Genomic DNA, 24,167 nt, shown 5'->3' on the forward strand with positions numbered 1-24,167 from the left:
ACATAGGGACGATTATCATAACCGTGGTACCACCCAACTTGCATGAACAGATGCTTACGCATCATCCATACCGCTTTTGGCAATATATCGTTTGCCCATTCCGCTTGGCATTACCCAAGTACTCCAGAGTGTAATTCGCAGCCCTTGTATGTATCAGGTTCCATCAACCCCTGACTTTCTGTAACAGGGACAAAGCCGCTACTGCGCTCCATCAACGTAATTCATGTATTAGATTATAGCCAGTATAGCCGAACGTTCAACCCATTGCAAGAGCCTGTATTCAATCTGCTCAACGTACAGCAAAAAGAGACACTGCTCTTTTATACTATGCCTCTATAATCAGCTTCCTATGATAATACGTATACGCCTTCTCCGCAATCTGATCCTCATTATCCCACAAACGCTGATCCAGAGTATCCAACCTCAGTTCCTCTTCTGTCGTGAGTAAACGGGGAATGTCCCATAATGCTGTCAGCCTTTCATCATCCGCCAAATGCTCGATCAAGCGATACTGCTCCTGAATATTGCCCAGCACCTGGTTCGCACCAATCGTATGTAATGCCCGCAAAACATGAAGATATGCTTCTTCTCCCCAATTGCAGAAAAATTGAATGAACCCACCGTTATATACGTCTACTTCCAACAGCCATAGGGCTGCAATTTCCTGCTCCTCGGATGTTAATCCCGACCATCCCTGTTCTTGTTTGTTCTTTTTGTCTACAAACTTCAATGCATAATCATACCATACATCATGAATATCTTGATTACTCATGCCCTTCATCCCTTCCCCTAGGCTGCATGCTCTCCAGTTCATGGCGTTTACCGGTTTGATGCCAGTGTACATAGGGTTCTCCCAATTGCTGAAAAGCGTTCGTAACGTTGCGGTCCATTTCCTGTATCACTTCGCTCGTGTATTTCAAATGAGTGTTGATATTATCTACGTCGTACTTTTTCAACATCTCCACATGCACCGTGGTAAAAATAATATCCTCCAGCAGCCAGTAGATAACCATCTCGGTCTGCTTCAACTTTTTCTCCAACATGGGCATTCCACGTTCATAGATGGTGACAATATAGGTTCCATTTTCCATTTCAACATAAGGCACGCCTTCCCATTTGAACGGGTCTAATAGACGGTTAACATATGTATTGCTCTGTTCTTGGTCAAAGTCTGTTTGGGATAACAGTTCAAGCAGTTTTACTACTAATTCCTGTTTCGTTAAAACATCTGACATGGCAGCTCACCACCTGTAATTCATTAAATTTCTTCCCCATGACATGATCATGAAAAAGCTGCCGGTGGCAGCTTCTTCGTGATCACCAGGTTGCTTGTACTCACAAGGTACCTATTGCAACTTATGATTGTATTTTCAATCTGAAAATTTTCAAACTGAAGGCTGAATCTGCACTCCCCATCAGGTTCCGCAAAATGTCCGATAAGATGGATCACAGGTCGTCGGCAATGTGGCGTATTCTTCCTGTTCCGGTGTATGTGCGTAAGGTTCCCGGAGAACGGCTAGCAGCTGATTCATTACGCTATAATCCCCATCATTCTCTGCCCGTTCAAGCGCCTCTTCCACTCTATGATTCCGTGGGATGATTGCAGGATTGCTGCTCTTCATCAATCGCTCTACAGCCTCTTTTGATCCAGACTGCCGGCCCAGTCTGGCTTTCCAGCGTTCGTTCCATTCCGCAAATTCCGGTGCTTCGTTCAGATTCGAGTTCTCCCACTTATCAAAAGTTAAAGCTAAAAACGTATTCGTGAAGTCCGCCGATTGCTTTTCCATCAGTTCCAGAAAATCTTTCATCAGCGTTTCATCTTCGTCCTCTTCTGTCAATAATCCCAGCTTGGCACGCATGCCGGATAACCATTCTAGATGATACTGCTCCGAAAATTGGGAAATGGCATCCTGTGCAATCTGTATGGCCACATCTTCATGTTCATGCAGCAGCGGCAGTAATGTCTCCGCAAGACGAGCCAGATTCCAGCCCGCAATATAGGGTTGATTGCCGTAGGCATAGCGGCCTTGCGTATCGATTGAACTAAAGACTGTTGCTGGATTATAAGCATCCATAAAAGCACAAGGCCCGTAATCAATCGTTTCTCCCCCGATGGCCATATTGTCCGTATTCATGACGCCGTGGATAAGTCCAACATTCTGCCATTTGGCTATCAGTGAAGCCTGTCGTTTGATGACTTCCCGGAGGAAGTTCAAGTAACGGTTATGATCCAAAGGAATGTCAGGAAAATGCCGTTCCAGCGTATAGTCCGCCAGTGCTCTCAGTTCGTCTACTGTTCCCCATCTAGCTGCATACTGAAAGGTTGCCACGCGGATGTGACTTGAAGCGACTCGGGTTAATATGGCACCCGGTCGTTCCGTTTCACGAATAATGCTTTCTCCAGTCGTCACGACCGCCAAACTTCTCGTTGTAGGGATACCCAGTGCTTCCATGGCTTCGCTGATAATATATTCACGCAGCATCGGTCCGATCGCCGCCCGACCATCTCCTCCACGGGAGTATGGCGTTCTGCCCGAACCTTTGAGCTGAATGTCCACCCTCTCGCCACGTGGCGTAATCTGTTCACCCAGCAGCAATGCCCGTCCATCACCAAGCATGTTGAAATTGCCAAATTGATGGCCTGCGTAAGCTTGGGCCAGAGGCTCGGCTCCAGGCGGAATTTCATTGCCTGCAAAAATTGCTGCCCCTTCCTTGCTGTTCAGCGTTTCAGCATTCAGTCCGAGGCTGGCCGCAAGGGTTTCATTAAAGATGACAAGCTCAGGTGACTGTACCGGTACTGCACCCTGACTCGTATAAAAGGTCTGCGGCAGCCGGGCGTAACTATTGTCCAAATTCCAGCCTGCGCCTAACTTATCCTTTTCCATGTGCACTCACTCCTTCTCCTCAACAAAGGAACTCCTCTGTTTGTATTCATGTAGCCTGTGTGAACCAATGCTCATTTATGTAGTCGCATGGAATTCCGAAATGATGAACATATCATATGTTCATAAGGAAACTTTAGCATATTTGTTGGGTGTTTGCATATTTCATGGTGCCCGACAGCCAAATAAGCCCACAAGGTATTCATTAGGAAGAATGATGTTTTCCACTCTTTCCAGCAATGAATTCGATGTGGGCTTTCTCGTTTAATTCGATATTATTCAGTTAAGATGGAATTAGGTATGTGCCTCCTGAGTTCCGGCTACAGGCTGAACAGGCAGACTTTCCTTTTTGAAACCAAGATTGAAAAAGATATTGAGCAGAATCGCTGACAGACTTCCTGTGATAATGCCATCGCTCACAATGATCCGAATGCTTTGTGGCAGCTGGGCAAACAGGTCTGGTACGGTTGTAACACCAAGCCCGAGCGAAACCGAACAAGCGACGATCAACAGATTGGACTGCTTGCCAAAATCGACGGTTTGCAGCATTTTGATTCCAGAGGATACGACCATACCAAACAGAACCACTGTTGCTCCGCCTAATACTGCACTTGGGATAATGGTAGCAAATGCCGCTACCTTCGGAATGAGTCCAAGGAAGACCAGAATGCCTCCGGCTGCAACCACAACATTTGTAGTTTTCACCTTGGACAATTGAACGAGCCCGACATTCTGCGCGAATGTATTGTATGGAAAGGCATTGAATATACCGCCAAGTACAAAAGCCAAGCCCTCTGCACGATAACCGCGAGCCAGATCCTTCTCATTGATGGGCTGATCGCAAATTTTGCTCAAAGCCATAAACACACCTGTTGACTCGATAATCACGACAGTACCTACGATGATCATTGTAATAATCGGGCCAAGCTCAAATGTTGGCATTCCGAAATAAAAGGGTTGTGGCAAGTGGAACCATGACGCTTCCTGTACAGGAGAGAAATTCACTTTTCCCATGAGAGCGGCAATGAGTGTTCCTGCGATGATGCCAATCAGGACGGCAAGAGATTTAACGAAACCCCGAGCATACCGGTTCAGTATCAAAATAAAGAGCAGTACTCCGAAAGAAAGTGCCAGATTGTCCACGCTTCCGAAGTTTTCACTATTTGCCCCGCCAGCCATATTCTTTATACCGGTAGGAATAAGTGCTAGACCAATAATGGTTACCACGGTACCAATGACAACGGGAGGAAACAGCTTGACGATTTTGCTGAAAAATATGGCACAGATGACGATAAATAAACCGGCTGCTATGATGGACCCATAAATGGCTGGAATACCATACTGAGATCCGATGGCGATCATGGGCGTAACAGCTACAAAAGAACTACCGAGTACTGCTGGCAAACCAATGCCCAGATACTTTCCCTTCCGAGCCTGCAGCCACGTTGCAACACCGCATGTGAGCAGGTCAATGGATACCAGATATGCCAGCTGCTCTGCAGTCAGATTCAAGGCTCTTCCCACGAGTAAAGGTACCAGAATTGCCCCGGCATACATTGCCAATACATGTTGAATCCCCAGTGAAAAAATTCTCATCTTCTTTGTTTCGTTCATCCGCGCTCGCCCCCGAAATTAGAATCAACCCATCGCACTGAATAATCATGTTATGTTGATTCACATTATATAAACTATTCCGAAAACTTCCATGATACATGAACGAGAATTGTTACAGGAGATAAAGAGATCGTATCTTTTTGGGCAAACGAAACAAAACACCCGATTTTTGGTGTAACATTATTTAACATCTCACTACATTTTTTTTAATGAATATCAGGAGAATAGAAAAAAGCCAGCACTACATGTGCCAGCCTGCTGTTCAATCGATTTAATCATCATCGGAATTTTCATTGGAGGACTCCCGATATGAACTTCGTACTCAAGATCACTTCAATCTTCCAAACGATATGTTCTGGTATTTAAACTCATGCTTAGTGTTCTCCTACATGACCTGACTTATTTCGAAGGGATCGGAAAATCCGTTACAATAACATTCTCTACCCATCCGTTAAGGGAAGCTACAAAAGCCTGATGCGCAGGATGCGGATCATATGCACGCAAGGCTTCTTGGTCTTCAAACGTCACTCTTAATCCAAGCGTGAATCCCTGAATATGATCCGTCTCTTCCTTTACATTGATTCCGGCAGTCAGATCGATGATCCCAGGAATCTCGTCCTGCAAGGCGAGCAATTGTGAGACAAATTCCTGCTGTTTTGCCGGCGTAATTTTATCGTTGAATTTGAATACCACCAGATGTTCGAACATGAAATTTCCTCTCCTTCGTTATAAAATGTTCATTTACGACATAGTTCAGATTCTATATGTTTTTTCCATATGTTTCAATCTGAGCTCCTGATTCTGCTTCGAACTTTAGACGAAAAAAGGTGCGTTCAAAGCCAGACTATCGCTGACCTGACGCACCTCTTCGCAGACACAGTGACGCTAAACGTGCTTAATGCCTTAACGCTCTGCTCTGAACATGGTGAAGGAGCTTCTCCAACCATGCAATGTTGCTCTCAATCGTGTGATAAGCATGATCCCTCATCAGCCACAGAGCATCCATCAAATCCTCACTTACCTCGATCTCCTCTGGTTTCTGCTCGTCAATATAATCGAGTTTTTTTCTTTGTTTCACGATTATATCTTCAATAAGATATGCGATCTTCTGATTATCCACCTTATCCAGATTAACCAGCGCTGCATAAAGGGACTGAATGCTCGTGAATTTCTGAAATACTTTATAGATGCTCTCTTCCAGTGCTAGCCGTCCTTGATCAGTGATCCCATACATCGTTTTGTCTGGTCTATTCTCACTCTGGATCGTTTCAATCTTCTCGATTAGCCCCTTCTTATGCAGCACTTCGAAATTGTAATAGATCGTACCTTCCGTGATTTTGGCCTCGGTCTGATCCAAATGTTTGCCTATTTGCTTTTTGATATCATAGGGATAACAATTCCCTTCACTTAATGCACCAAGAATAAATATTTGAATTGACATGTGACTGCCCCCATTCTGCTCTTACCAAGGGCACAGCTTCTTACAAATTCGCCTGAGCCCTTTTATTTCTTATTTTATACTATAGCGGGCTGTTGTGAAGACTCTTGCAGCGGATTGGTTTGCTTGGCCTGTTTGAAATGGTGAATCGCTGCATTGAGAACGAAAGCTACCATCCCAACCAGCGCTAATCCAATGGCGTAATGGGCCGTTCTGCCACCACCGAAGAGAATATTGTAATCCAGATGCGTGGAATAGAACATCGGCGTGATCTGACTGACGAATTTGAAATATCCAGGCATCATTTCAAGTGACATGGACGTACCGTTCGCAATGGATTGACTTAGCACGAATATCATGTTGATCAGCATACCTCCCTGACCGAGAAGCATGATGAAGATACTTGTAAATTCGATCGACACAAATAATTGCAGACTATGCACCAGCCACATTTTCAGAAACACTTCCACCCCATATCCTTGAACCATGAAGTAGATGCCTACTCCAACCAGAGGAGCAATCAGGGAAATGAGCAGATTCGCCCCCCGCAGGGCAAAAAAGGCTTTCCATTTTCCCATTTGTGCACGAAGCTGCTGCATTCCGCCCACGCTCTGCATGGCATAGATCATGGCTCCAACATAGAGCGCCATCGTGATGAACATCGGCGCCATCTGATTTTGCATACCGGCAGGCTGTGGGTTGCTCATGACGATATTGGATGAGACCTTGCCCGTGGTTGATTCCACAATCTGTTTGGATTGATCCGCAGGAACCTGCATTCCGTTCAATACCGCTTCAAAGCTTTGAGCCTGAACCTGTGCGCTGATCTGAGCGGTAATTTCTGCTGCTACACTTTTCATCGAACTGGTAATTGTCGTTGGGTTAGATTCATTAATCAAATATTCCAGCTGCGCTTTGCCGCTCTGTTCAGACAGTTTCTCCGTAAAGTCACCAGGTATACGTATCACCATATGGATATCACGGTCTTCCAGACCCGTCTTCGCCTGTTCCAACGACTCATCGGTTACGATATGGAACGGGAGCTGCTCCTGCAGCTTCTGAACAAATTCAGTACCAGATTGTTGGTCCTCATTAACGATGGCCACGGTAAGATTCGTTACGTTTTTGGGAATGGCGCTATATCCGGACATGAAAACGGTCAGCATCACAATCTGATAGAACACAATCATGAATATCCCCGCTTTGACTCCTTTATGCTTCAGCATGCTCTTCACTCTTTACTCCACCTTATTATTATAATTTAAACTACTTGAATTAAAGTACTCTTGTTTGTTATATTTGTCAATGACCCCAACTAAGGAGGTAAGATGAATGAAGAAGAGCACGATTATTTCTCTGTCTGAAATCACGAAATTCCAATCGAAAGAAGAAGAGTTTAGTCCTTATCGTTGGTATCGCCACATGCTCAAACAGGAACCTGTCGTTTACAATGAAGAGACGGATTCCTGGCATGTGTTCAAGTATGACTTGGTCAAAACCGTATTGAATGATCATGAACATTTCTCCAGTGTAAGAGAAAGATCGATTGTAAACGTGGGGTATTCAAGTGAGGGTGAAGGTGCTGACAGCGAGCACCACATTCCGGACAAGCTGGATATTCACAACGTCGATCCTCCGGAACACCGCAAGCGAAGATCATTATTAGCAAGTGCATTTACCCCAAGAAGTCTCAAACTTTGGGAACCGCGCATTCAGGCCGCAGCAGACGAGTTAGTCGCGGAATTTTCTCAGCTTCCCGAGGTGGATATTGTACAAGCCTACACAAGTATGTTTCCAGTAATCATCATGTCTGATCTGCTTGGCATTCCTTCCAAAGACAGGCTCCTATTTAAGGAATGGGTAGATATTCTCTTCATGCCAACCACGGATGCAACCTTTAGCCGGATCAATGAAATGAAGAAAATTGCGGGTCAGCAATATTTCGAATACCTTTATCCTTTTGTTGTGTCCAAACGAACAAATCTTGCCGAGGACATCATCTCGGACCTGATCCAGGTCGAAGTGGATGGTGAACATTTTACGGATGAGGACATTGTACGCACCACCATGTTCATTCTGGGCGCAGGAATAGAAACCACAAGCAACCTGTTGGCCAATTCCTTCTATGCGCTGCTCTATGATAAGCCTGAACTGTACACGGAGCTGAGAGATAATCCAGAGCTAGTTGGAAATGCAGTGGAAGAAATGCTACGGTACCGTTTCCATATCAGTAAAATGGACCGCATGGTCAAGGCGGATAATAACCTGCTTGGGGTTGAACTTAAAAAAGGAGACGCCATCGTAGCCTGGATGAGTGCAGCCAACATGGATGAGGACATGTTCGAGGATCCTTTCACATTGAATATTCATCGTCCGAACAATAACAAACAGCTCGCTTTTGGCTTCGGCACACACTTCTGCCTGGGTGCACCTCTCGCTAGGCTGGAAGCCAAAATAGTTTTGACCACATTTTTAAGAACCTTCTCAAGCATTGAACCTGTCAGCGGATTCGTTTTGGAAGACCACCTGACTCCGTCTGCAGCAGGACAATCGCTGACAAGCCTTCCCATAAGGTTATATAAATAGTACGCTATAGATGGTTAACAGAAAAGGAGCAGGAAATCTGCTCTTTTTCTGCTGCCCTGCTATTAATAGCATGCGAGGGAGCAATATCGTCCAAGAACCTACCTTCTTTTCCGTTTATAATGACAAGAACTTACGAGAAAGAAGGTGCAGCATGAATCGCGAAATACGAACCGTTGTATTTGATACCGATCTGCAGCTTGAAGCTTATCAATTCCAGGGCATTATGCAGAAATTCCCCAATCACTTTCATGACTATTATGTCATTGGTTTTATTGAGCAGGGCAAGCGACATCTGGTCTGCAATAATCAGGAGTATGTGCTGAATACAGGCGACATCATCGTATTTAACCCTCATGACCCTCATGCCTGTGAACAGATTGACGGAAGAACACTCGATTATCGCTGTATCAACATCCAGCCAGAGGTCATGAGAGAATACACCCGCGAAATTACCGGACAAGACTATCTGCCGCACTTTACAGCACCCGTACTCTATCAACACGAATTGGTCGGCTCTTTGCATGACCTGCATTTGATGATTTTGGAGGAGCAATCCGATTTTGGCAAAGAAGAACTGCTGCTCCTGCTGCTTGAACAGCTGCTTCGGGATTATGCGGATGTTGAATCCCCCATCTCTTCTCAGGATGTCACAACCGAAATCAAGCGTATCTGCGAATACATAGAATCTCATTACATGGAAAGTATATCGCTGAGTGAGTTAGCTGAACGAAGTGGAATGAGCAAGTATCATCTGGTACGTCTATTTACTCGCCAAAAGGGCATCTCACCATATCGGTATCTGGAAACTATTCGTATTAATCAGGCCAAACGCTTATTGGAACAAGGAACGCTGCCGCTTGAGGTATCCGCCCAGACGGGATTCAGCGATCAGAGCCATTTTACGAACTTTTTCAAAAAACTTATCGGTTTGACGCCCAAACAATATCACCGAATCTTTAACCATGAATACGAGTCCCAACGGCAGCAGGACCGTGTTTCACGATGAGTGAAAATAAACATACGGCTGGTCACCTACTCGCCTTGCTTACGATTTTGATCTGGGGGACCACCTTTATCTCCACAAAAATTCTGCTCATCGATTTTACACCTGTGGAAATCTTGTTGTTTCGTTTTCTGATTGGATATGTGCTGTTGTTCCTGATCTACCCTCGTGTGATGCGGATATCAACGATTCGGGATGAGATGCTTTTTATGGCGGCCGGACTGTGCGGGGTCACATTGTATTTTTTGATCGAAAATATCGCGCTTGTTTTCACACTGGCTTCCAACGCAGGTGTCATTGTGTCCATTGCACCCTTCTTCACCGCTTTGCTTGCACATTTCTTCCTGAAGGATGAGCCGTTATCTCGGCATTTTGTCGTCGGTTTTGCTATTGCTTTGATAGGCATTGTGATCATTGCGTTCAATGGGCATTACAGCCTGCAGCTAAATCCGCTGGGCGATCTGCTTGCTTTTGTGGCTCCTGCTGTCTGGGCAATCTATTCCGTCCTTATGCGTAAAATAGGCGATCTTCACTATCACACCATTGGTGCAACACGCAAAGTGTTCTTTTACGGGCTTTTGTTCATGCTCCCTGCCTTATTCCTGTTCGAATTCCATTTTGACATGGAGCGGTTAGCCGATCTGACCAACCTTTCCAATCTTCTTTTTCTCGGGGTAGGCGCTTCTGCGTTGTGTTTTGCAACCTGGAATAGGGCGGTAAGCCTTCTGGGAGCAGTGAAAACCAGCGTTTACATTTATTTGGTGCCTGTAATTACATTGTTAGCCTCTGCACTGCTGCTGCATGAACCCATTACTTGGATTACCATGCTTGGTGCGGTGTTAACACTCCTGGGTTCAATCATCTCAGAACGAAAAGTTCGGAAGCACGCCCTCGGATCGAAGTTGTCCGAGAGCCATTAGACTCTGGTCGTTTGGAACGCAAAGAAGGCACCATTCATCCTTTCAGGATTAGTGCCTTCTTTGTGTTTGCGTGCGATGACTTACCTTTTGCACAAATGTTATTATCCAAGCTAGGAGTAGTTAGCTAATTCAGCCTGGCAAGCAGCGTACTCAGCTCATGCTTCTCCAGATGCCTCCATTGTCCTCGCTCCAGTTGATCCAGTGTTATATTCATAATACGGATGCGCTCCAGTTTCAGCACTCTGTACCCCAGGGCTTTGCACATTCTGCGAATTTGCAGGTTAAGCCCCTGTGTCAGAATAATCCGAAAAATATTCTCACTGTGACGATATACTTTGCATGGCTTGGTTATTACGTCTAGAATCTCGACTCCTTGGGACATCATTCTTAGGAAATCATCTGTAACCGGTTTATCCACGGTCACCACGTATTCTTTTTCATGATTATGCTCTGAGCGCATCATTTTATTAACAATCTCTCCATCGTTCGTAAGCAAAATTAAACCTTCCGAGGCTTTATCCAGCCTGCCAACGGCAAAGATACGTGATGGATAATTCACATACTGTATAATATTGCCCTCGACTTGTTGTGCTGCCGTACAGACAATACCTATTGGTTTGTTCAGAGCCAGATATACAGGTTGGCGATCAACCTGAGGGATTTCCTTGCCGTCGATCAGGACGCTATCTTCTGCTTCAACCTCTGCTCCCTTTGCACATACCTCGCCATTGATCGTAATGCGTCCGGCTGCAATTAAGCGGTCTGTCTCTCTCCGTGAGCAGAATCCCGTTTCACTTATGTATTTATTAATTCGCATGCTTCACCGCTTCTCATATCTGTAATATAGCCATCATCTCATTTATAATGAAAGGAAGCAATGAAGCCTATACGAAAGTCTTAGGATAAACAACTACCTTTGAGGAGATGCTCATGGACAAACAATGCATGAGAGTGCTTAAGAAGCTGTATCAGCATGCCAATGGCGAGTACGACAGCGAGCGACAGGTGACGGTGTATCGAACGGATACACTAACTGCTGACGAACAAGACGTACTACATACGCACGGCTGGGTTCCTAATGATCTGGAGCTAATTGCTCATGACGAGATCATTCAACAATTAATCGATTTGCAGCAAAATGAACATCTATCCTGGACCACGGTCACCAATGCATTTGTGGCGGGTGTTGGTGGAAGTTATCCCCGAGGCATATCTGCACTTGGAAGCTATCATATGATGGTTCACATGCAGCACCATGCTTATGAAGAAGCGAAACATTTCCATTGTTGTAAATACTGCGGTTTAAGCCGTAACAGCAATGAATCATGGGATAATTTGTCCTTTATTCGCTATGCCGTTCACTTGGGACACGATTACAGCTCGAATAGTTTAGGGACATATGCTGATTTGACAGAGCTAGTTTCCCTGCTTGAACATGAATCCATTACACCGAGTGAAGAGGACATTCACACCTTCAATCAACTGCTCCATAGTTTGGATCAGGCAGAGAGCGAGGAATCTCCGGGAAAATATGAGAAACGGCTCACAGCCGAGAAATTGATCAAAGGACAGGCTGGTATCCGCCGAGGCATATTGAAATCTTTATCCCGAGTAGGGGTTCTGCCAAACCAGATTCTCTCCCTTCATCCTGATCATTGGACCAATATCGAAGAACTGCTGAATGCCGAATTACTGCTCAGCAATACGAAAGGCCGCTCCGACATGGAGATGCCATGGGCCGGATGGCAAGGTAAACTCGGTGTGGATTGGGAGAAGGCCCGTCAGCTTTTTGGAAGTATGATCCTCCATCATTCCTAGTCGTAAAAAACAACCCAAACAGCTTCAATTCGATGAATTGAAACCGTTTGGGTTCGCTTGCTGCAATTGTTTTTGAACATGCATTTCTTAGAAAATGTCTAAACTGAAATATCCAGACTACTTCCCAGATTCGGATGTGGGGCTGGAACAGATTTTAACATTTCCGTAAGCTGTTGACCTTGTTGTTCTGCCATGTTTTTCGACAATGACATCACCTGCAAACTCGCCGACTGCGCCAGCGACGTTTGACTCATGGCCATTGATAATGCTGCAATATCCATGTTCTGCACTCCTTTATGTATCTAGTAAATGAGCGTACCTAATATATATCGGATAGTGCACAGGAATTGTGTAATCTAACGCACGCCATGATCCGATTCAGGAGGGAAGATCTCAAGAACGTTAAGACTGAATCAAGCCATACTTCACAAAACTGTGATACAACCCATCTTCCTCAATGGTTTCAGTAATGTCATCAGCGATGGCTTTCAGACCGGGCTTCGCATTGCCCATGGCAATGCCTATATTGCAAAATTCCAGCATCTCCGCATCATTCATGCCGTCTCCGATGGCCAGTGTGTCTTCCCGAGACATGCCCAGGTGTTCCAGCAGATCCGCAATTGCAATTGCCTTGTGAATGCCAGGAATCATGAGCTCCCCGCTTGCCTCTCCAAAGATAGGTACGGTGCACTGGATAACCTCGAATTTGCCCTGAAATTCCTGCTTGATCCGTTCGAACGGAACCACAGCACTTTCCAGAAAACAAACCTTATTGACATCATCCTTATATAAGTCGGCTTCACCGTAGGTCAGACCCGTAATAAAGGGATGCGGCTTCTGTTCCTTTTTCGCTCTGGCTGTCGGATCATTCTCCACATCACCGTATATGCGACGTTCGAGATGGGGTTGAAGATTGCTACTTGCATAGAGGGCCGAATTGGATTCCAGATAGAAATCAATCTGATGTTCATTGAAAAAATCGACCATATGACGAACATCTTCAGCCGTTACCTTTTTATGATATAGAACTTCATCACCAAACTCCACGTATCCGCCACCTGCACCAATCAGACCGTCGAATCCGACGTCCCAGATGGAATCATAGATCTCCGCCTTGGAACGCCCTGTGCACAAATAAAGCAGATGTCCATTGGCACGTGCCTGCCTGCAAGCCTTCTGAGCTGAAACAGGTATGTTCCCATCATCATCCACAAGTGTGCCATCAATATCGATAAAGACTATCTTACGTGTCCGTGTGTTCATCTGAATCTGCCCCCCATTATGTCTCAAGCCATGTTGTATCCATCCATTCATGCCAAAACACTTATTCCTTTATGATTTCCCAACCGGCCGGTCTTAGCACATAAACAGCATAGTGAAATTACGGATTCCGAGGGGTTCGTTGATCAATTAATTTCTCCAAAAATTCGGCGAAGGAGTCCGCATACACTTCAGGCTCGCCATTAAAATAATCCAGCCGCATAACCTTGTATTCCCCACGGTCATCAGCGTTTCGTGTATCAAAGTAGTAATACTCGTCCTCATCCGGAATAAACAGTTCCAACTTGCCTTCCTGCTTCGCCTGTTCATCAGCAAGCCGGTATATGTACAGAATATCCGTGTCTGCATATTCTCGGTCCTCTGGAGGCGCAACGGTTAGAATTTCTGTGCCGCTTAACATCGCCTGGCCATAATTCAGGAGCCACCAGCGATAGGAAGGAGGCAATGCGAAGCCTAGTTCCTGTTCTACTTCGATAATCCAGCTCTCCTGAACCTGATGATTGGGGAACCAGCGTATAGCCTCGGTATGCTTCAATTTTTCAATCAGACTTGTATACATAGATACATCTCTCCGATCTCAGGCGTTTTCGATTTGAGCGTTACCAACTGTGCTCGTTTGCTTGCTTTGACTTGATCATTGCCAGCTTCTATACAGTAAAGATCACTTCTCAGCTGGCTTCTCCATATGCACAATTTGCCACTCATTTTGCTCTTCGGTCACAATTGTAAATCCTTGACGTTCCCAGAAATCCACGGCCCCAGGCAAGAAACGGTGGGTATGTAGATATAACATGGTGTACGGCATTTCTCTTACAACACGCTCCAGCTCTTTCACCAAAAGTGAACCAATACCGTATCTGCGATAGGCAGGATCGACATAACATTTTACAATTTCAGCTGCGGATTGATCCGGATACCGACCTTCGATCACCTGAATCCGACCATCATATGGCAAAGTACCGATGGAGCCTACAATGCCCCCTTCCTCCGTTACGGCTACAAGAAAGACCCCACCTGCTGTCTCCATATAATGTTCTCTAAATTGCATCAGATCCGCAGGTATCTGTTCATGATTCATCATTGGGAATACTTCTCTGCGGACACGCATGGCAAAATCAACAGCTTGCTCAATCTGATGGAGCTGAACCTTCATTATCTTGGGCACCGTCTGAAGCTGTGTCACAATATTTTCATTCCTATCCTATAGATTAGAGCTTGGCTTATAGCAGCTACCCGAACCCGCATTCTTGGTGAGCTCACTCTCTTCCATCATCTTACCTAAATTAATTTCTTCTATCAATCTAGCTGCACTCCTATCCAAAATGATAGAAAGCCCGCGCGATTTGAGAGACTCTGCATACGATAAGACGTGTTACCAAATCAAACTCACAAGGGGGAAAAAGCGATGTGGCTATGGCTGGGTATCTCTGCAGCATTTCTGCTCATGCTGGGATTTGTATATCGTTACGTAGAAGATATCCTTGAAACGCGAAAGTTTCATCCCCATGCTCCCAAGCAGCTCTTGATCAAATTTAAAGACGGCACTACGGCAGATCAAATGCACGCTCTGCATAAAAAAGGAAGATGCAAAGTTGCCGAAACTTATGAGGATCTCGGCTGGTATCGGGTAGAATCAAGCAGAATCATGCATCGCATGCTCAAGAACTATAAGGATCATGAACTCATTGAACATGTAGAACCCAATTACTTCGTTCAGGCATCCTATACCCCGAATGACCCCTACTTCCCTTATCAGAATAACCTGCAAAAGATTAACGCACCTGCGGCTTGGGATATTAGCCAAAGCAACAGCTCCATCAAAATTGCCATTATTGATACCGGAGTGCAGCTAAACCACCCCGAGCTTGCCAGCAAGCTCCTTCCAGGTTATGACTATGTCAGCTATGACGACATTCCCGAGGATGGAAACGGACACGGCACACATGTGGCCGGAATTGCGGCTTCCGTCACGAATAATGGAGCTGGCATCGCTGGCGTTGCTCCGCTTGCGTCCATCGTACCCATTCGTGTTCTGGATGATAGCGGGGTGGGAACCATGGGCAATGTCGGCAACGGGCTGGTCTATGCTGCCAATAACGGTATACAAGTGGTTAATTTGAGTCTGGGCGGACCTGTCGGCGATGCCTTCTTGCAAGCTGCGGTACAGTATGCCTGGGACCGCGGGGCAGTCATTATTGCTGCTGCAGGCAATGACAATACTTCCTATCCAATCGTGCCCGCTTCCTACCCCAATGTGATTGCCGTCGCTTCCACCAATCCTTCCGATCTGAAATCCAATTTCTCCAACTATGGTTCATGGGTTGATATGGCCGCTCCGGGTGACAGCATACTGTCGACTTATCTCGGCAGCTCGTACGCATATATGAGCGGAACATCAATGGCAGCACCACAGGTGGCAGGTGTAGCTGCCTTGCTTGCTGCCCAAGGCAAAACCAATGCCCAGATCCGCGATGCATTGTGCTTTGCCTCCGATCCCGTATCCGGTTCCGGGGTCTATTGGCAGTATGGCAGGCTAAATGCACAACGGAGTCTGCAAGTCCCTTAATTGGTTTTTCTCTTAGATGGACATATAAAAGTGAACTTCCCAAAGTTCTGTTCAATTGAACAAAACAGGAGCAGAACTGTGTGTAGCACAGGACTGCTCCTCCCTTTTTCTGAATTTCACTTACTGGACAGAACTTAGAAGTATTGTGCACCTTGAGTAGCAATGACGTCCTTGTACCAGTGGAAGCTTTTCTTTTTCACCCTTCTCAGCGAACCCGTGCCGTCATTGTTTCGGTCTACATAGATGTAACCATAACGTTTCTTCATTTCTCCTGTACCTGCACTGACCAAATCAATCGGGCCCCAGCTCGTATATCCAATGATCTCGACTCCGTCCTGAATGGCTTCTGCCATCTCGGCAAAATGACGGTCCAGGTAGTCAATGCGATAATCATCCTCCACCGTGTGATTATCCAGCAATACATCCGTAGCACCAAGACCATTTTCCACAATGAATAATGGCTTGCCGTAGCGGTCGTGCAGCTGATTGCAGGTAATGCGCAGACCTTTCGGGTCAATGGTCCATCCCCATTCCGATGCATCAAGATAAGGGTTTTTCACGGAACCAAATACGTTGCCCTCGGTTGAATCCTTCAAAATCTCCGGATCGGTGCTTGTGCAGCGGCTGGCATAATAGCTAAAGCCAATATAGTCCACCGTATTCTGCTTAAGAAGGTCGGCATCTTCTGGCTGCATCTCGATATGAATCCCGTTTTCTCTGAAGAAACGCTTCGTGTAGCCCGGGTATGCCCCCTTGGATTGAACATCAATGAAGAAAAATGATTCGCGATCCTGCTCCATCGCCTTCCATACGTCCTCCGGATTGGAAGTGTAGGGGTACACCATACCTGCCGCCAGCATACACCCGATCTGTGCACCGGGTATCATCTCGTGACACGCCTTAACAGCAAGTGCACTGGCTACCAGTTCATGATGGGCCGCCTGATACAGGACCTGCTGCTTGTCCTCCCTCTCTTGCAGGACGATACCTGCACCAATATAAGGTAGATGCAGAAGCATGTTGATTTCGTTAAACGTCATCCAGTATTTCACTTTGTCCTTATATCGATGGAATAACGTCTTCGCATAGGTTTCAAAAAATCCAATCATCTTGCGGTCCTTCCAGCCGCCATATGTTTGCACGAGGTGTACAGGTACATCAAAATGACAAATGGTAACGACCGGTTCGATATGATATTTCAACAATTCATCGAAGACATCATCATAGAATTGCAGGCCTGCCTCATTGGGCTCGGCGTCATCCCCGTTCGGGAAGATCCGGGACCAGGCGATCGAAAGTCTTAAACATTTGAACCCCATTTCGGCAAATAAAGCTATGTCTTGCTTGTACCGATGATAGAAATCAATGGCTTCATGAGAAGGGTAGAACTCACCTTCCTTGGGTTCGAACGAATCCAGGTTACCCATCGCAATGGGGAAACGCCTAGACCCGGTAGGGATCAGATCGACCGTAGTCAATCCTTTCCCCCCTTCCAGGTAGGCACCCTCCAGCTGATTCGCTGCTGTTGCTCCTCCCCAGAGAAAATTCTCCGGGAAGGAAGTTGGCTTTTCAAACATAAGCACTCCTCCTATTCATCCAAACTTGATTTAACCCAGCACAGTCAGCAATTTGTCTTTTTCGTTCACCGATGCATTCTCTGTGCCCACAACATCCAGGTAATTCGAAGTATTCGTAATAATAATGGGAGTAACCGTCTCATAACCGGCATCCTTGATGGCCTGCAGATCAAACTCCATAATCAAATCTCCAACGTTGACCCGGTCACCATCTTTCACATGAGCATTAAAATGTTGACCTTTCAGTTGTACCGTATCTTGTCCAATGTGGATCAGCATCTCTACACCATCATCCGTCACAAGTCCAATGGCATGCTTTGTGCGGTAAACCGTTTGTACAACACCTGTGATTGGAGATACCACTCGGCCACTTGTTGGTCGAATCGCAATGCCTTTACCCATATGCTCACCAGCAAACGTAATGTCGTTAATTTCTTTCAATTGAATAACTTCGCCAGCCATTGGACTAAAGATTTCGTATTTGCTGTTCGGATTGGGATCGAGTGCAGGTGCTTGTGCAGCTGCCGGAGCTGATACCGGTGCAGCAGCTTCCTTGAAACCAACTACATACGTAAGAACGAAACCAAGTATGAACGCAACGGCTGTTGCAACAAGTGCCATGTAGAATGAAGAATCAACACCTGTAGCCGGGTTAATGAAGGTCGGATAACCGAATACGCCAAGGCCGCCAAACATGTACATTTTCGAACCGAAGAATCCCAGTATGGCGCCGCCAATACCACCAGCAATACAGCTCATGATAAACGGTTTTTTCAATGGAAGGGTCACACCATAGATTGCCGGCTCGGTTACACCGAAGATGCCTGAGATGAAGGCCGGAATACTCAAAGATTTCAGTTTGGCATTTTTAGTTCTCAACATTACGGCAAGTACCGCACCAATCTGAGCAAAAGAGGCAGCGAACGACATGGCAACCACCGGATCCGCTCCGGACGTACTGAGGTTCAGAAGCATGACTGGAACCAGACCCCAGTGAAGACCGAACAGTACGAACACCTGCCACAGACCTCCAATGATAAGTCCTGTAAGAAGTGGGCTCAGATCATAGATCCCGGTTGCTCCTGCACCTATCAACTGTCCAGCCCAAGTGGATACTGGACCAATCACAAGGAACGTTGCCGGAACGATAACAAGCAGTGTAAAGAATGGAACAAGGAATGTACTAACCACTTTAGGAATAACATTTTTGAAGAATCTTTCGATCTTAACGGCAAAGAATGTAGCAATAATAATTGGAATTACCGAAGATGAATAGTTCATCAGGATCACTGGAATACCCAGGAACGTAATATGAATCGGTGATTCAAACAACGTACCCGCGAATAGCGTGTACAATGGATCTCCCGCAGTCAAACCGGACAGCGTAGGATAAACCAGTGTAGCCCCGATGGCCATACCCAGGAACGGTGAGCCGCCAAACTTCTTGATAGCCGTATAACCAAGGAATACCGGGAAGAAGTAGAACAGACAGTCACCCGTTGCATTCAGCAAATGGTACGTTCCGGATGTGTCCGTCAACCAGCCGAAGGATAGAAACATGGCTGTAAACCCTTTGATCATCCCTGTTGCAGCAAGCAAGCCGAGAAGTGGAGTGAAGACTCCCGAGATCATATCGATAAATCGGCTGAACAATCCTACTTTTTTCCCCGATTCATCCTTCGTCTCTTCAACCTGACCTTCTGTCGGCAAGTTGCCCACCTTCACAATCGCTTTATATACATCCGGCACTTCATTGCCGATGACTACCTGATATTGTCCACCACTCTGCATAACCGTAATAACGCCAGGCAGATTTTTAATCTCTTCTGTTTTAGCAACGCTTTCATTTTTCAGTTTAAAGCGTAATCTGGTTACACAGTGGAAAACGCTGTTCACGTTTCCAGAACCACCTACACGGGATAGGATGTCTTTGGCCAGTTGATCGTAATTCATAGTTATTCTCCCTCTCTAAGTAGACTCCCCATGCTTGTGAAACAAAGAAAACCTGAACTACTGAACATACACAACGCGCCGGATGATCCGGAAACAAGTCGTGTTATTCAGCAATTCAGGTTTTGCCCTTAATGGTTGCAACCCTGTAAGGCTGTACACAGCGATATTCGGTTGTTACTTCAACAACTTCATCTTAAAGTAAGTTGCAACCAGTCTACTGACCTGGAGTGATCGGCATTGCCTGATTGAACAGTTACAATCCGATTTTGTATGCGCTTACTTTATGGATTTATAATAGTATAACTTCTGATCTTTTGCAAGCGCTTTTTTAGTGGAATATTTTGGTTTAATCGAACTACTCTGAAGTTGCGTGCACCACGCGTTCAATATGAATCGACAGATACATCATTTCCTCGTTAGTAAGTTGATACGTGTAGTTATTTTCAATAAATTTTTTGATTTTTTCGGAGCACTTGTGCGCTTCGGGATACTTCTTCTGGATCAATTCAAACAATTCATCATCATTGTTATTTTTATAGTGCTTTCCTTTGACAAGACGTTGGGCAAAAAATTTCAGATGTGTCACAAATCGGTAATAGTTCAGCGAGTTCTCGTCAAAATCCATTTTGAAATGGTACTTGATGATCGTCAGCACCTCTTGCATCACCTGCGTCATGCTCCGAATATTCGGCATTTCTTCGTTAAGTGCTGCATTTACAAAATGTAATGCCATAAATCCGGCTTCATCTTCCGGTAACAGGACACCAAATTGATCACAAATCATGTTGAGGGCCTCGAGTCCCACTTCGTATTCATCCTTGTACAACTGTTTCGTTTCCCACAGTAGTCCATTTCGTATAGGCAGGTTCTTGCGATATCGCTCAATGGCGAAATGGATATGATCTGTCAGATGGAGATAGATGCTGTCATTCAATTTTTTGCCCAATTTCAGTTTGGCATACGCGATGATCTCTTCGGAAACTTTCATGTATTCCAGCGGTATGCTGGCGATTAATGTTTTGAAGTTTTCCTGGATATCTTCATTCTGCAAAGTAAAGATCTTGTCAATATGCTCCTCGGAGACCCGATCACCTGCCCGCTTCTGAAAAGCTATTCCTCGGCCAATGACGATGACTTCGCGCCCATCCTGAATGGCAACTACAGCATTATTGTTCAGCACCTTCTCGATTTTCACTTTATCCACCCCAATATACAGAAAAAGACAAGCCATACCTTCAACGAGGTCATAGGTCTGCCCTTTTCAACTTCAATATCTACGATATGTGCGTTCATGGTATTACAATTTTCTACAATGTGCAACAATAAATTTAATTTGGTTCCATCTGTTTTATTTTATTCAGTCTCTCTCGTATGTTCTTGAAGCATTTGCATTAATTCCTCTTGAATTAAAAAAATACGCCCAAAAATGAAGATCACAATTCACCTAATTTTCAATCAACTATAGACAATATTCCATACCATTCACGGTTAATGAGAGAACGTCAAATGTTTACCGACCCGAGGAGAACTAGCACTCTTTTGCATTAAATTGCAGGGCGAAACGGGCGCGCACGCCTAGTTTTTCTTATTTCTATTTTCCTTCTCCAGCTCAGCTTCAATCCTCTTGTTGATCACACTCATCTCATCGGAATTAAGTTGATCCACTTGCTTGAACTCTTTATCGAATTCGTACTCTTTTGATTCCTTATTGTTCATCAGCCCCAAATGATTTTTAATCGCACGAATGTCCTCACGAACATACAACGTATTTCGATAATTATCCACCACAAGACCGAGTATAATGCCAATGACGATGACAGTGCCGTACGGCACCAAAAGACTAACAATAGCTCCTGCAACCATCAAGACTAATACAAACACTATGATTCAACTCCTTAGACCTTGCAAATATTAATACAATCGCTTCTCATACGATTCTTGTAAAGAACGGACGACATCGTCCTCCGTAACACCTAATTTACTAGCATGCGCAGCGATAATACGTGCTGGTTTGGGTAATTCCTCCTTGGCGAGCCAGTTCTCAGGTTCCCATGTGTGCGAACGTTTAAAGGCTTTGCCACAATGCATATAGCACTCTTCTACCGTTACAGCGATACCTAGTTTGGGTGTTTTGCCCTGCGCCTGCATTTGCGTCATCATGTCCGTATCCCGAATTATTATCGCTCTGCCATTGATACGCAGTGTCTCTTCAAGTCCAGGAATAACAAAAATCAATCCAATGTGCGGATTGGACAAAATGTTCAACAGCGAGTCAAAACGCCTGTTGCCCGGCCGTTCCGGAATGACCAGATGATGCTGATCGACGATGTGCACAAATCCTATTCCGTCCCCCCGGGGAGATACATCACAAGAGCCAGAACGATCACTGGTTGACATAAAGAGCAGGCCAGAACGGGCAATGAATTGCTGACAATGCTCATCCAGATAGGCAATCGATTTATTCTTCACCAATTCTCCCGGTGAACCGCAGATTTCTCGAAGAACGTCCTCCGATGTTACGATGTCTTTAAATATGTTATTGGTCAAAATGTACACGTCCTTTCTATCCTTCTACATATCTTGGTGATTAGCTGATTATAGATCAAATCTTTTCTTGATGGCTTCTGCCACCTCTTCAGGACTTTTATGTGTGTTATTGATTCGAATGTAGTGCTCATGTGTAAATTCTCCCGGGACTGAGTTCAGTTGGTGTTTGTTCATGCTATCTAGCAAATCCTGTTCGGACCATTCTACGTTTCGCTTCGTTGCCTTATGCAGCAGCCGGTGAGGACTCCGGTTACGTTTCAATCGCTCCGGCATATCTGCCTCCAATTCGACATAACACACCTGTCCGCCATGAGCAGTGAACAGCTCACTGATTTTACGGATATATTCTGCATCCTCTTTAGAATCAAACGCCCACACGTATGTAAAGATCAAGCCGGGAAGATTGCTCTTCGCCACTTCTTCAAAAATTTCCTGGCGAAACAGACTCACCAGTCGTTTACCTTGAGGTGTACCATAACTGAAATAGGGAGATACCAGCTCAATCGTCATGTGATTATGAAACAACTTCAGTTCCGTGATCTTCTCCAGTTCCTGGCCGACGGTCATCTTCCCGACCGCTTGTGGACCAAAAATGATGACAAACTTCATCCCATCACTCCTCATTTGGATATAAATGATTTGAATTTTCTGGACATTCATCCATAATACCTCTTTAAAAGCAAATAAAAAAGAGATTCAAGTTTCCCCTTTTTTCATCAGGAGCCTTAGAATCTCATTCATTTCTTTAAAAATAATATTCAAATTTATCGCCCAATCAGCGCCCAGCCCCATTTTATTCGCCGTAATCCAATCGCTATCAACCAAGAGAGCAGCAGGGCAACGACGTATGACAGTAGTATGCCAAAACTAAAATGCCGGGCCATTTCCACCGAGAACTCCCGTCTCCAGAATAACAATACTAATGGGTGCATCAAGAATACTCCGAAGGCCACTGTACCCAGTGAGTCGAAGAGACGATGAATCCGATGTGCTCGATCCCGCTTTTTTGCCGCTATTCGTTCACATCCCATCAGCAATAACAAACATGCAGAAAGTGTAAACAAATTCCGGAACAAAAACAGCAAGGTATACTGCATGATTGGAATTGCAGTTAAGGATGTTTTTATGTAGACACTGCCATATATAGATATAAAAGCTCCGCTTAAAAAGGCCAAAATTAAGACATAGCGGTATGAACGCAGTTTCTCCAGAGAAACGTTAAAGTTCAGGCCAATCCATGCGCCAAACCCAATAACGATCAAGTAACTCGGCAGTAGACTTCCCATTCGTTCGAAGTGAAACTGAAGATGCAGCACATAAAAGACAGCCTGAGCTGCAATGAAGAATAAGGGCAGATAACGCTTAAATAAACGAAACCGGGTTAGTGATAAAAGTAACGGAAACACCGCATAAAACTGAAGAATAATAAGAAAAAAGTATAAGTGCGTATGGGCTGTTCCTGTGAGTAATTGTTTAAGAAAAAACGTAAAATGAGACATTGGATCATGATGTGCCAGCTCCTGTTTGACCCCAAAATAAATGAATGACCACATCACATAAGGAACAAACACATAGAGCAGACGCTTTTTATAAAATGCGAACATCCACCCTGTTTCCTTCACCCTGGCACTATAATTGTAGAACAGAACAAGTGAGGACAAAAACAGAAACGCAGGCACCGCGAATTGCAGTATACTGTTCCAGAAAAAATAAAAATCATAGCCCTGCGAATGAGTGGGATAATGTGTAACTGCTGTGGATGTTGCATGGATAGCAACCACCGCCATGATGGCAATAGCCCGAAACAGATCCAGATATTCAATTCGCCGGGGCCGATTAACAGGTTGATTCATGATAAAACCTCACTTATGACTGATATGGGATGATAGTTTCCGGCCGCAATCCAGATTCTACACTTCATTGTAATCAGCCTGAGAGGGTTATACAATCGTTATCCATATTATTTTCGTCAATTCACACCC

At 45.1% G+C, this 24,167-nt stretch carries 24 protein-coding genes and 1 other annotated feature; of the genes, 5 read left to right on the plus strand and 19 right to left on the minus strand.

From position 1 onward, the window contains the following. Position 1: 1 nt before the first annotated feature. Positions 2-224: a binding site (T-box leader), on the minus strand. 101 nt (positions 225-325) lie between these two features. The 7 genes from MHB82_RS18825 to MHB82_RS18855 form a co-directional block, all read right to left on the minus strand. Next, positions 326-772 carry a DMP19 family protein gene (locus MHB82_RS18825; RefSeq protein WP_341175583.1) on the minus strand — a complete coding sequence of 149 codons (447 nt, stop codon included), beginning with the start codon at positions 770-772 and terminating at the stop codon, positions 326-328. Then, a complete protein-coding gene (locus MHB82_RS18830; RefSeq protein WP_341175584.1) occupies positions 765-1,235 on the minus strand; it encodes an Imm63 family immunity protein in 471 nt (156 codons plus the stop codon). Before MHB82_RS18830 ends, MHB82_RS18825 begins: the two co-directional genes overlap by 8 nt. Positions 1,236-1,415: 180 nt before the next feature. After that, a complete protein-coding gene (locus MHB82_RS18835; protein WP_341175585.1) occupies positions 1,416-2,885 on the minus strand; it encodes a protein adenylyltransferase SelO in 1,470 nt (489 codons plus the stop codon). A 291-nt stretch (positions 2,886-3,176) separates the two neighbouring features. Beyond that, complete coding sequence (locus MHB82_RS18840; protein WP_341175586.1) at positions 3,177-4,496, minus strand: nucleobase:cation symporter-2 family protein; 1,320 nt, start codon at positions 4,494-4,496, stop codon at positions 3,177-3,179. 399 nt (positions 4,497-4,895) lie between these two features. Then, positions 4,896-5,204, minus strand: a complete 309-nt coding sequence (locus tag MHB82_RS18845; protein WP_341175587.1) for a Dabb family protein — start codon at positions 5,202-5,204, stop codon at positions 4,896-4,898. 187 nt (positions 5,205-5,391) lie between these two features. After that, positions 5,392-5,937, minus strand: coding sequence for a PadR family transcriptional regulator (locus MHB82_RS18850; protein WP_095357343.1), 546 nt, complete (start codon positions 5,935-5,937; stop codon positions 5,392-5,394). A 74-nt stretch (positions 5,938-6,011) separates the two neighbouring features. Next, the gene (locus MHB82_RS18855) at positions 6,012-7,160 is read right to left on the minus strand and encodes a YhgE/Pip domain-containing protein (protein WP_341175588.1); all 1,149 of its coding nucleotides are present in this window, start codon (positions 7,158-7,160) and stop codon (positions 6,012-6,014) included. Between the two features lie 106 nt (positions 7,161-7,266). Between MHB82_RS18855 and MHB82_RS18860 the strand changes: the two genes are divergently transcribed. From MHB82_RS18860 to MHB82_RS18870, 3 genes are all read left to right on the plus strand, one after another. Beyond that, positions 7,267-8,520, plus strand: a complete 1,254-nt coding sequence (locus MHB82_RS18860) for a cytochrome P450 (protein WP_341175589.1) — start codon at positions 7,267-7,269, stop codon at positions 8,518-8,520. Positions 8,521-8,671: 151 nt separating this feature from the next. Continuing rightward, positions 8,672-9,526, plus strand: coding sequence for an AraC family ligand binding domain-containing protein (locus tag MHB82_RS18865; protein WP_095357340.1), 855 nt, complete (start codon positions 8,672-8,674; stop codon positions 9,524-9,526). Continuing rightward, a complete protein-coding gene (locus MHB82_RS18870; RefSeq protein ID WP_095357339.1) occupies positions 9,523-10,443 on the plus strand; it encodes a DMT family transporter in 921 nt (306 codons plus the stop codon). The genes MHB82_RS18865 and MHB82_RS18870 overlap by 4 nt, the downstream gene beginning before the upstream one ends. A 124-nt stretch (positions 10,444-10,567) precedes the next feature. Here the strand turns inward: MHB82_RS18870 and MHB82_RS18875 are convergent, their stop codons facing one another. Beyond that, entirely contained in the window at positions 10,568-11,260 is a 693-nt protein-coding gene (locus tag MHB82_RS18875) for a pseudouridine synthase (RefSeq protein WP_095357338.1), read from the minus strand. A 113-nt stretch (positions 11,261-11,373) separates the two neighbouring features. Between MHB82_RS18875 and MHB82_RS18880 the strand changes: the two genes are divergently transcribed. Then, positions 11,374-12,261, plus strand: coding sequence for a hypothetical protein (locus tag MHB82_RS18880; RefSeq protein WP_341175590.1), 888 nt, complete (start codon positions 11,374-11,376; stop codon positions 12,259-12,261). A gap of 98 nt (positions 12,262-12,359) precedes the next feature. Here the strand turns inward: MHB82_RS18880 and MHB82_RS18885 are convergent, their stop codons facing one another. The 4 genes from MHB82_RS18885 to MHB82_RS18900 all read right to left on the minus strand — a co-directional run bounded on the left by MHB82_RS18885 (position 12,360) and on the right by MHB82_RS18900 (position 14,725). Then, complete coding sequence (locus tag MHB82_RS18885; protein ID WP_095357337.1) at positions 12,360-12,542, minus strand: YjfB family protein; 183 nt, start codon at positions 12,540-12,542, stop codon at positions 12,360-12,362. Positions 12,543-12,663: 121 nt separating this feature from the next. Continuing rightward, positions 12,664-13,524: a Cof-type HAD-IIB family hydrolase gene (locus MHB82_RS18890; RefSeq protein ID WP_341175591.1), complete on the minus strand. Its 861-nt coding sequence runs from the start codon at positions 13,522-13,524 to the stop codon at positions 12,664-12,666. Positions 13,525-13,642: 118 nt separating this feature from the next. Beyond that, entirely contained in the window at positions 13,643-14,101 is a 459-nt protein-coding gene (locus tag MHB82_RS18895; protein WP_095357335.1) for an SMI1/KNR4 family protein, read from the minus strand. 102 nt (positions 14,102-14,203) lie between these two features. Next, the gene (locus tag MHB82_RS18900) at positions 14,204-14,725 is read right to left on the minus strand and encodes a GNAT family N-acetyltransferase (protein WP_095357334.1); all 522 of its coding nucleotides are present in this window, start codon (positions 14,723-14,725) and stop codon (positions 14,204-14,206) included. A gap of 222 nt (positions 14,726-14,947) precedes the next feature. Between MHB82_RS18900 and MHB82_RS18905 the strand changes: the two genes are divergently transcribed. Continuing rightward, positions 14,948-16,108 carry a S8 family peptidase gene (locus tag MHB82_RS18905; protein ID WP_341175592.1) on the plus strand — a complete coding sequence of 387 codons (1,161 nt, stop codon included), beginning with the start codon at positions 14,948-14,950 and terminating at the stop codon, positions 16,106-16,108. Positions 16,109-16,242: 134 nt separating this feature from the next. Here MHB82_RS18905 and MHB82_RS18910 read toward each other — a convergent pair whose 3' ends face one another. The 7 genes from MHB82_RS18910 to MHB82_RS18940 form a co-directional block, all read right to left on the minus strand. Next, positions 16,243-17,685: a 6-phospho-beta-glucosidase gene (locus tag MHB82_RS18910; protein WP_341175593.1), complete on the minus strand. Its 1,443-nt coding sequence runs from the start codon at positions 17,683-17,685 to the stop codon at positions 16,243-16,245. Positions 17,686-17,715: 30 nt separating this feature from the next. Further along, complete coding sequence (locus MHB82_RS18915) at positions 17,716-19,638, minus strand: beta-glucoside-specific PTS transporter subunit IIABC (protein ID WP_341175594.1); 1,923 nt, start codon at positions 19,636-19,638, stop codon at positions 17,716-17,718. A gap of 355 nt (positions 19,639-19,993) precedes the next feature. Continuing rightward, on the minus strand, positions 19,994-20,833 hold the full coding sequence (gene licT / locus MHB82_RS18920) for a BglG family transcription antiterminator LicT (protein WP_095357330.1): 840 nt from the start codon (positions 20,831-20,833) through the stop codon (positions 19,994-19,996). 380 nt (positions 20,834-21,213) lie between these two features. Then, positions 21,214-21,519: a hypothetical protein gene (locus MHB82_RS18925; protein ID WP_095357329.1), complete on the minus strand. Its 306-nt coding sequence runs from the start codon at positions 21,517-21,519 to the stop codon at positions 21,214-21,216. Positions 21,520-21,549: 30 nt separating this feature from the next. After that, positions 21,550-22,185, minus strand: a complete 636-nt coding sequence (locus MHB82_RS18930) for a pyridoxamine 5'-phosphate oxidase family protein (RefSeq protein WP_341175595.1) — start codon at positions 22,183-22,185, stop codon at positions 21,550-21,552. Positions 22,186-22,233: 48 nt separating this feature from the next. Then, positions 22,234-22,794, minus strand: coding sequence for an AAA family ATPase (locus MHB82_RS18935; RefSeq protein ID WP_095357576.1), 561 nt, complete (start codon positions 22,792-22,794; stop codon positions 22,234-22,236). Positions 22,795-22,949: 155 nt separating this feature from the next. Continuing rightward, the gene (locus MHB82_RS18940; protein ID WP_341175596.1) at positions 22,950-24,038 is read right to left on the minus strand and encodes an acyltransferase; all 1,089 of its coding nucleotides are present in this window, start codon (positions 24,036-24,038) and stop codon (positions 22,950-22,952) included. Positions 24,039-24,167: the final 129 nt, after the last annotated feature.

It is taken from the genome of Paenibacillus sp. FSL K6-2862 (assembly GCF_038005125.1).
In the GTDB taxonomy this organism is placed as follows: domain Bacteria; phylum Bacillota; class Bacilli; order Paenibacillales; family Paenibacillaceae; genus Paenibacillus; species Paenibacillus illinoisensis_A.

Bases quoted from the DNA above. Each gene is read 5' to 3' on its own strand.
- MHB82_RS18825 (WP_341175583.1), bottom strand. From the start codon at position 772: ATGAGTAATCAAGATATTCATGATGTATGGTATGATTATGCATTGAAG.
- MHB82_RS18830 (WP_341175584.1), bottom strand. From the start codon at position 1,235: ATGTCAGATGTTTTAACGAAACAGGAATTAGTAGTAAAACTGCTTGAA.
- MHB82_RS18835 (WP_341175585.1), bottom strand. From the start codon at position 2,885: ATGGAAAAGGATAAGTTAGGCGCAGGCTGGAATTTGGACAATAGTTAC.
- MHB82_RS18840 (WP_341175586.1), bottom strand. From the start codon at position 4,496: ATGAACGAAACAAAGAAGATGAGAATTTTTTCACTGGGGATTCAACAT.
- MHB82_RS18845 (WP_341175587.1), bottom strand. From the start codon at position 5,204: ATGTTCGAACATCTGGTGGTATTCAAATTCAACGATAAAATTACGCCG.
- MHB82_RS18850 (WP_095357343.1), bottom strand. From the start codon at position 5,937: ATGTCAATTCAAATATTTATTCTTGGTGCATTAAGTGAAGGGAATTGT.
- MHB82_RS18855 (WP_341175588.1), bottom strand. From the start codon at position 7,160: ATGCTGAAGCATAAAGGAGTCAAAGCGGGGATATTCATGATTGTGTTC.
- MHB82_RS18860 (WP_341175589.1), top strand. From the start codon at position 7,267: ATGAAGAAGAGCACGATTATTTCTCTGTCTGAAATCACGAAATTCCAA.
- MHB82_RS18865 (WP_095357340.1), top strand. From the start codon at position 8,672: ATGAATCGCGAAATACGAACCGTTGTATTTGATACCGATCTGCAGCTT.
- MHB82_RS18870 (WP_095357339.1), top strand. From the start codon at position 9,523: ATGAGTGAAAATAAACATACGGCTGGTCACCTACTCGCCTTGCTTACG.
- MHB82_RS18875 (WP_095357338.1), bottom strand. From the start codon at position 11,260: ATGCGAATTAATAAATACATAAGTGAAACGGGATTCTGCTCACGGAGA.
- MHB82_RS18880 (WP_341175590.1), top strand. From the start codon at position 11,374: ATGGACAAACAATGCATGAGAGTGCTTAAGAAGCTGTATCAGCATGCC.
- MHB82_RS18885 (WP_095357337.1), bottom strand. From the start codon at position 12,542: ATGGATATTGCAGCATTATCAATGGCCATGAGTCAAACGTCGCTGGCG.
- MHB82_RS18890 (WP_341175591.1), bottom strand. From the start codon at position 13,524: ATGAACACACGGACACGTAAGATAGTCTTTATCGATATTGATGGCACA.
- MHB82_RS18895 (WP_095357335.1), bottom strand. From the start codon at position 14,101: ATGTATACAAGTCTGATTGAAAAATTGAAGCATACCGAGGCTATACGC.
- MHB82_RS18905 (WP_341175592.1), top strand. From the start codon at position 14,948: ATGTGGCTATGGCTGGGTATCTCTGCAGCATTTCTGCTCATGCTGGGA.
- MHB82_RS18910 (WP_341175593.1), bottom strand. From the start codon at position 17,685: ATGTTTGAAAAGCCAACTTCCTTCCCGGAGAATTTTCTCTGGGGAGGA.
- MHB82_RS18915 (WP_341175594.1), bottom strand. From the start codon at position 19,638: ATGAATTACGATCAACTGGCCAAAGACATCCTATCCCGTGTAGGTGGT.
- MHB82_RS18935 (WP_095357576.1), bottom strand. From the start codon at position 22,794: ATGAAGTTTGTCATCATTTTTGGTCCACAAGCGGTCGGGAAGATGACC.
- MHB82_RS18940 (WP_341175596.1), bottom strand. From the start codon at position 24,038: ATGAATCAACCTGTTAATCGGCCCCGGCGAATTGAATATCTGGATCTG.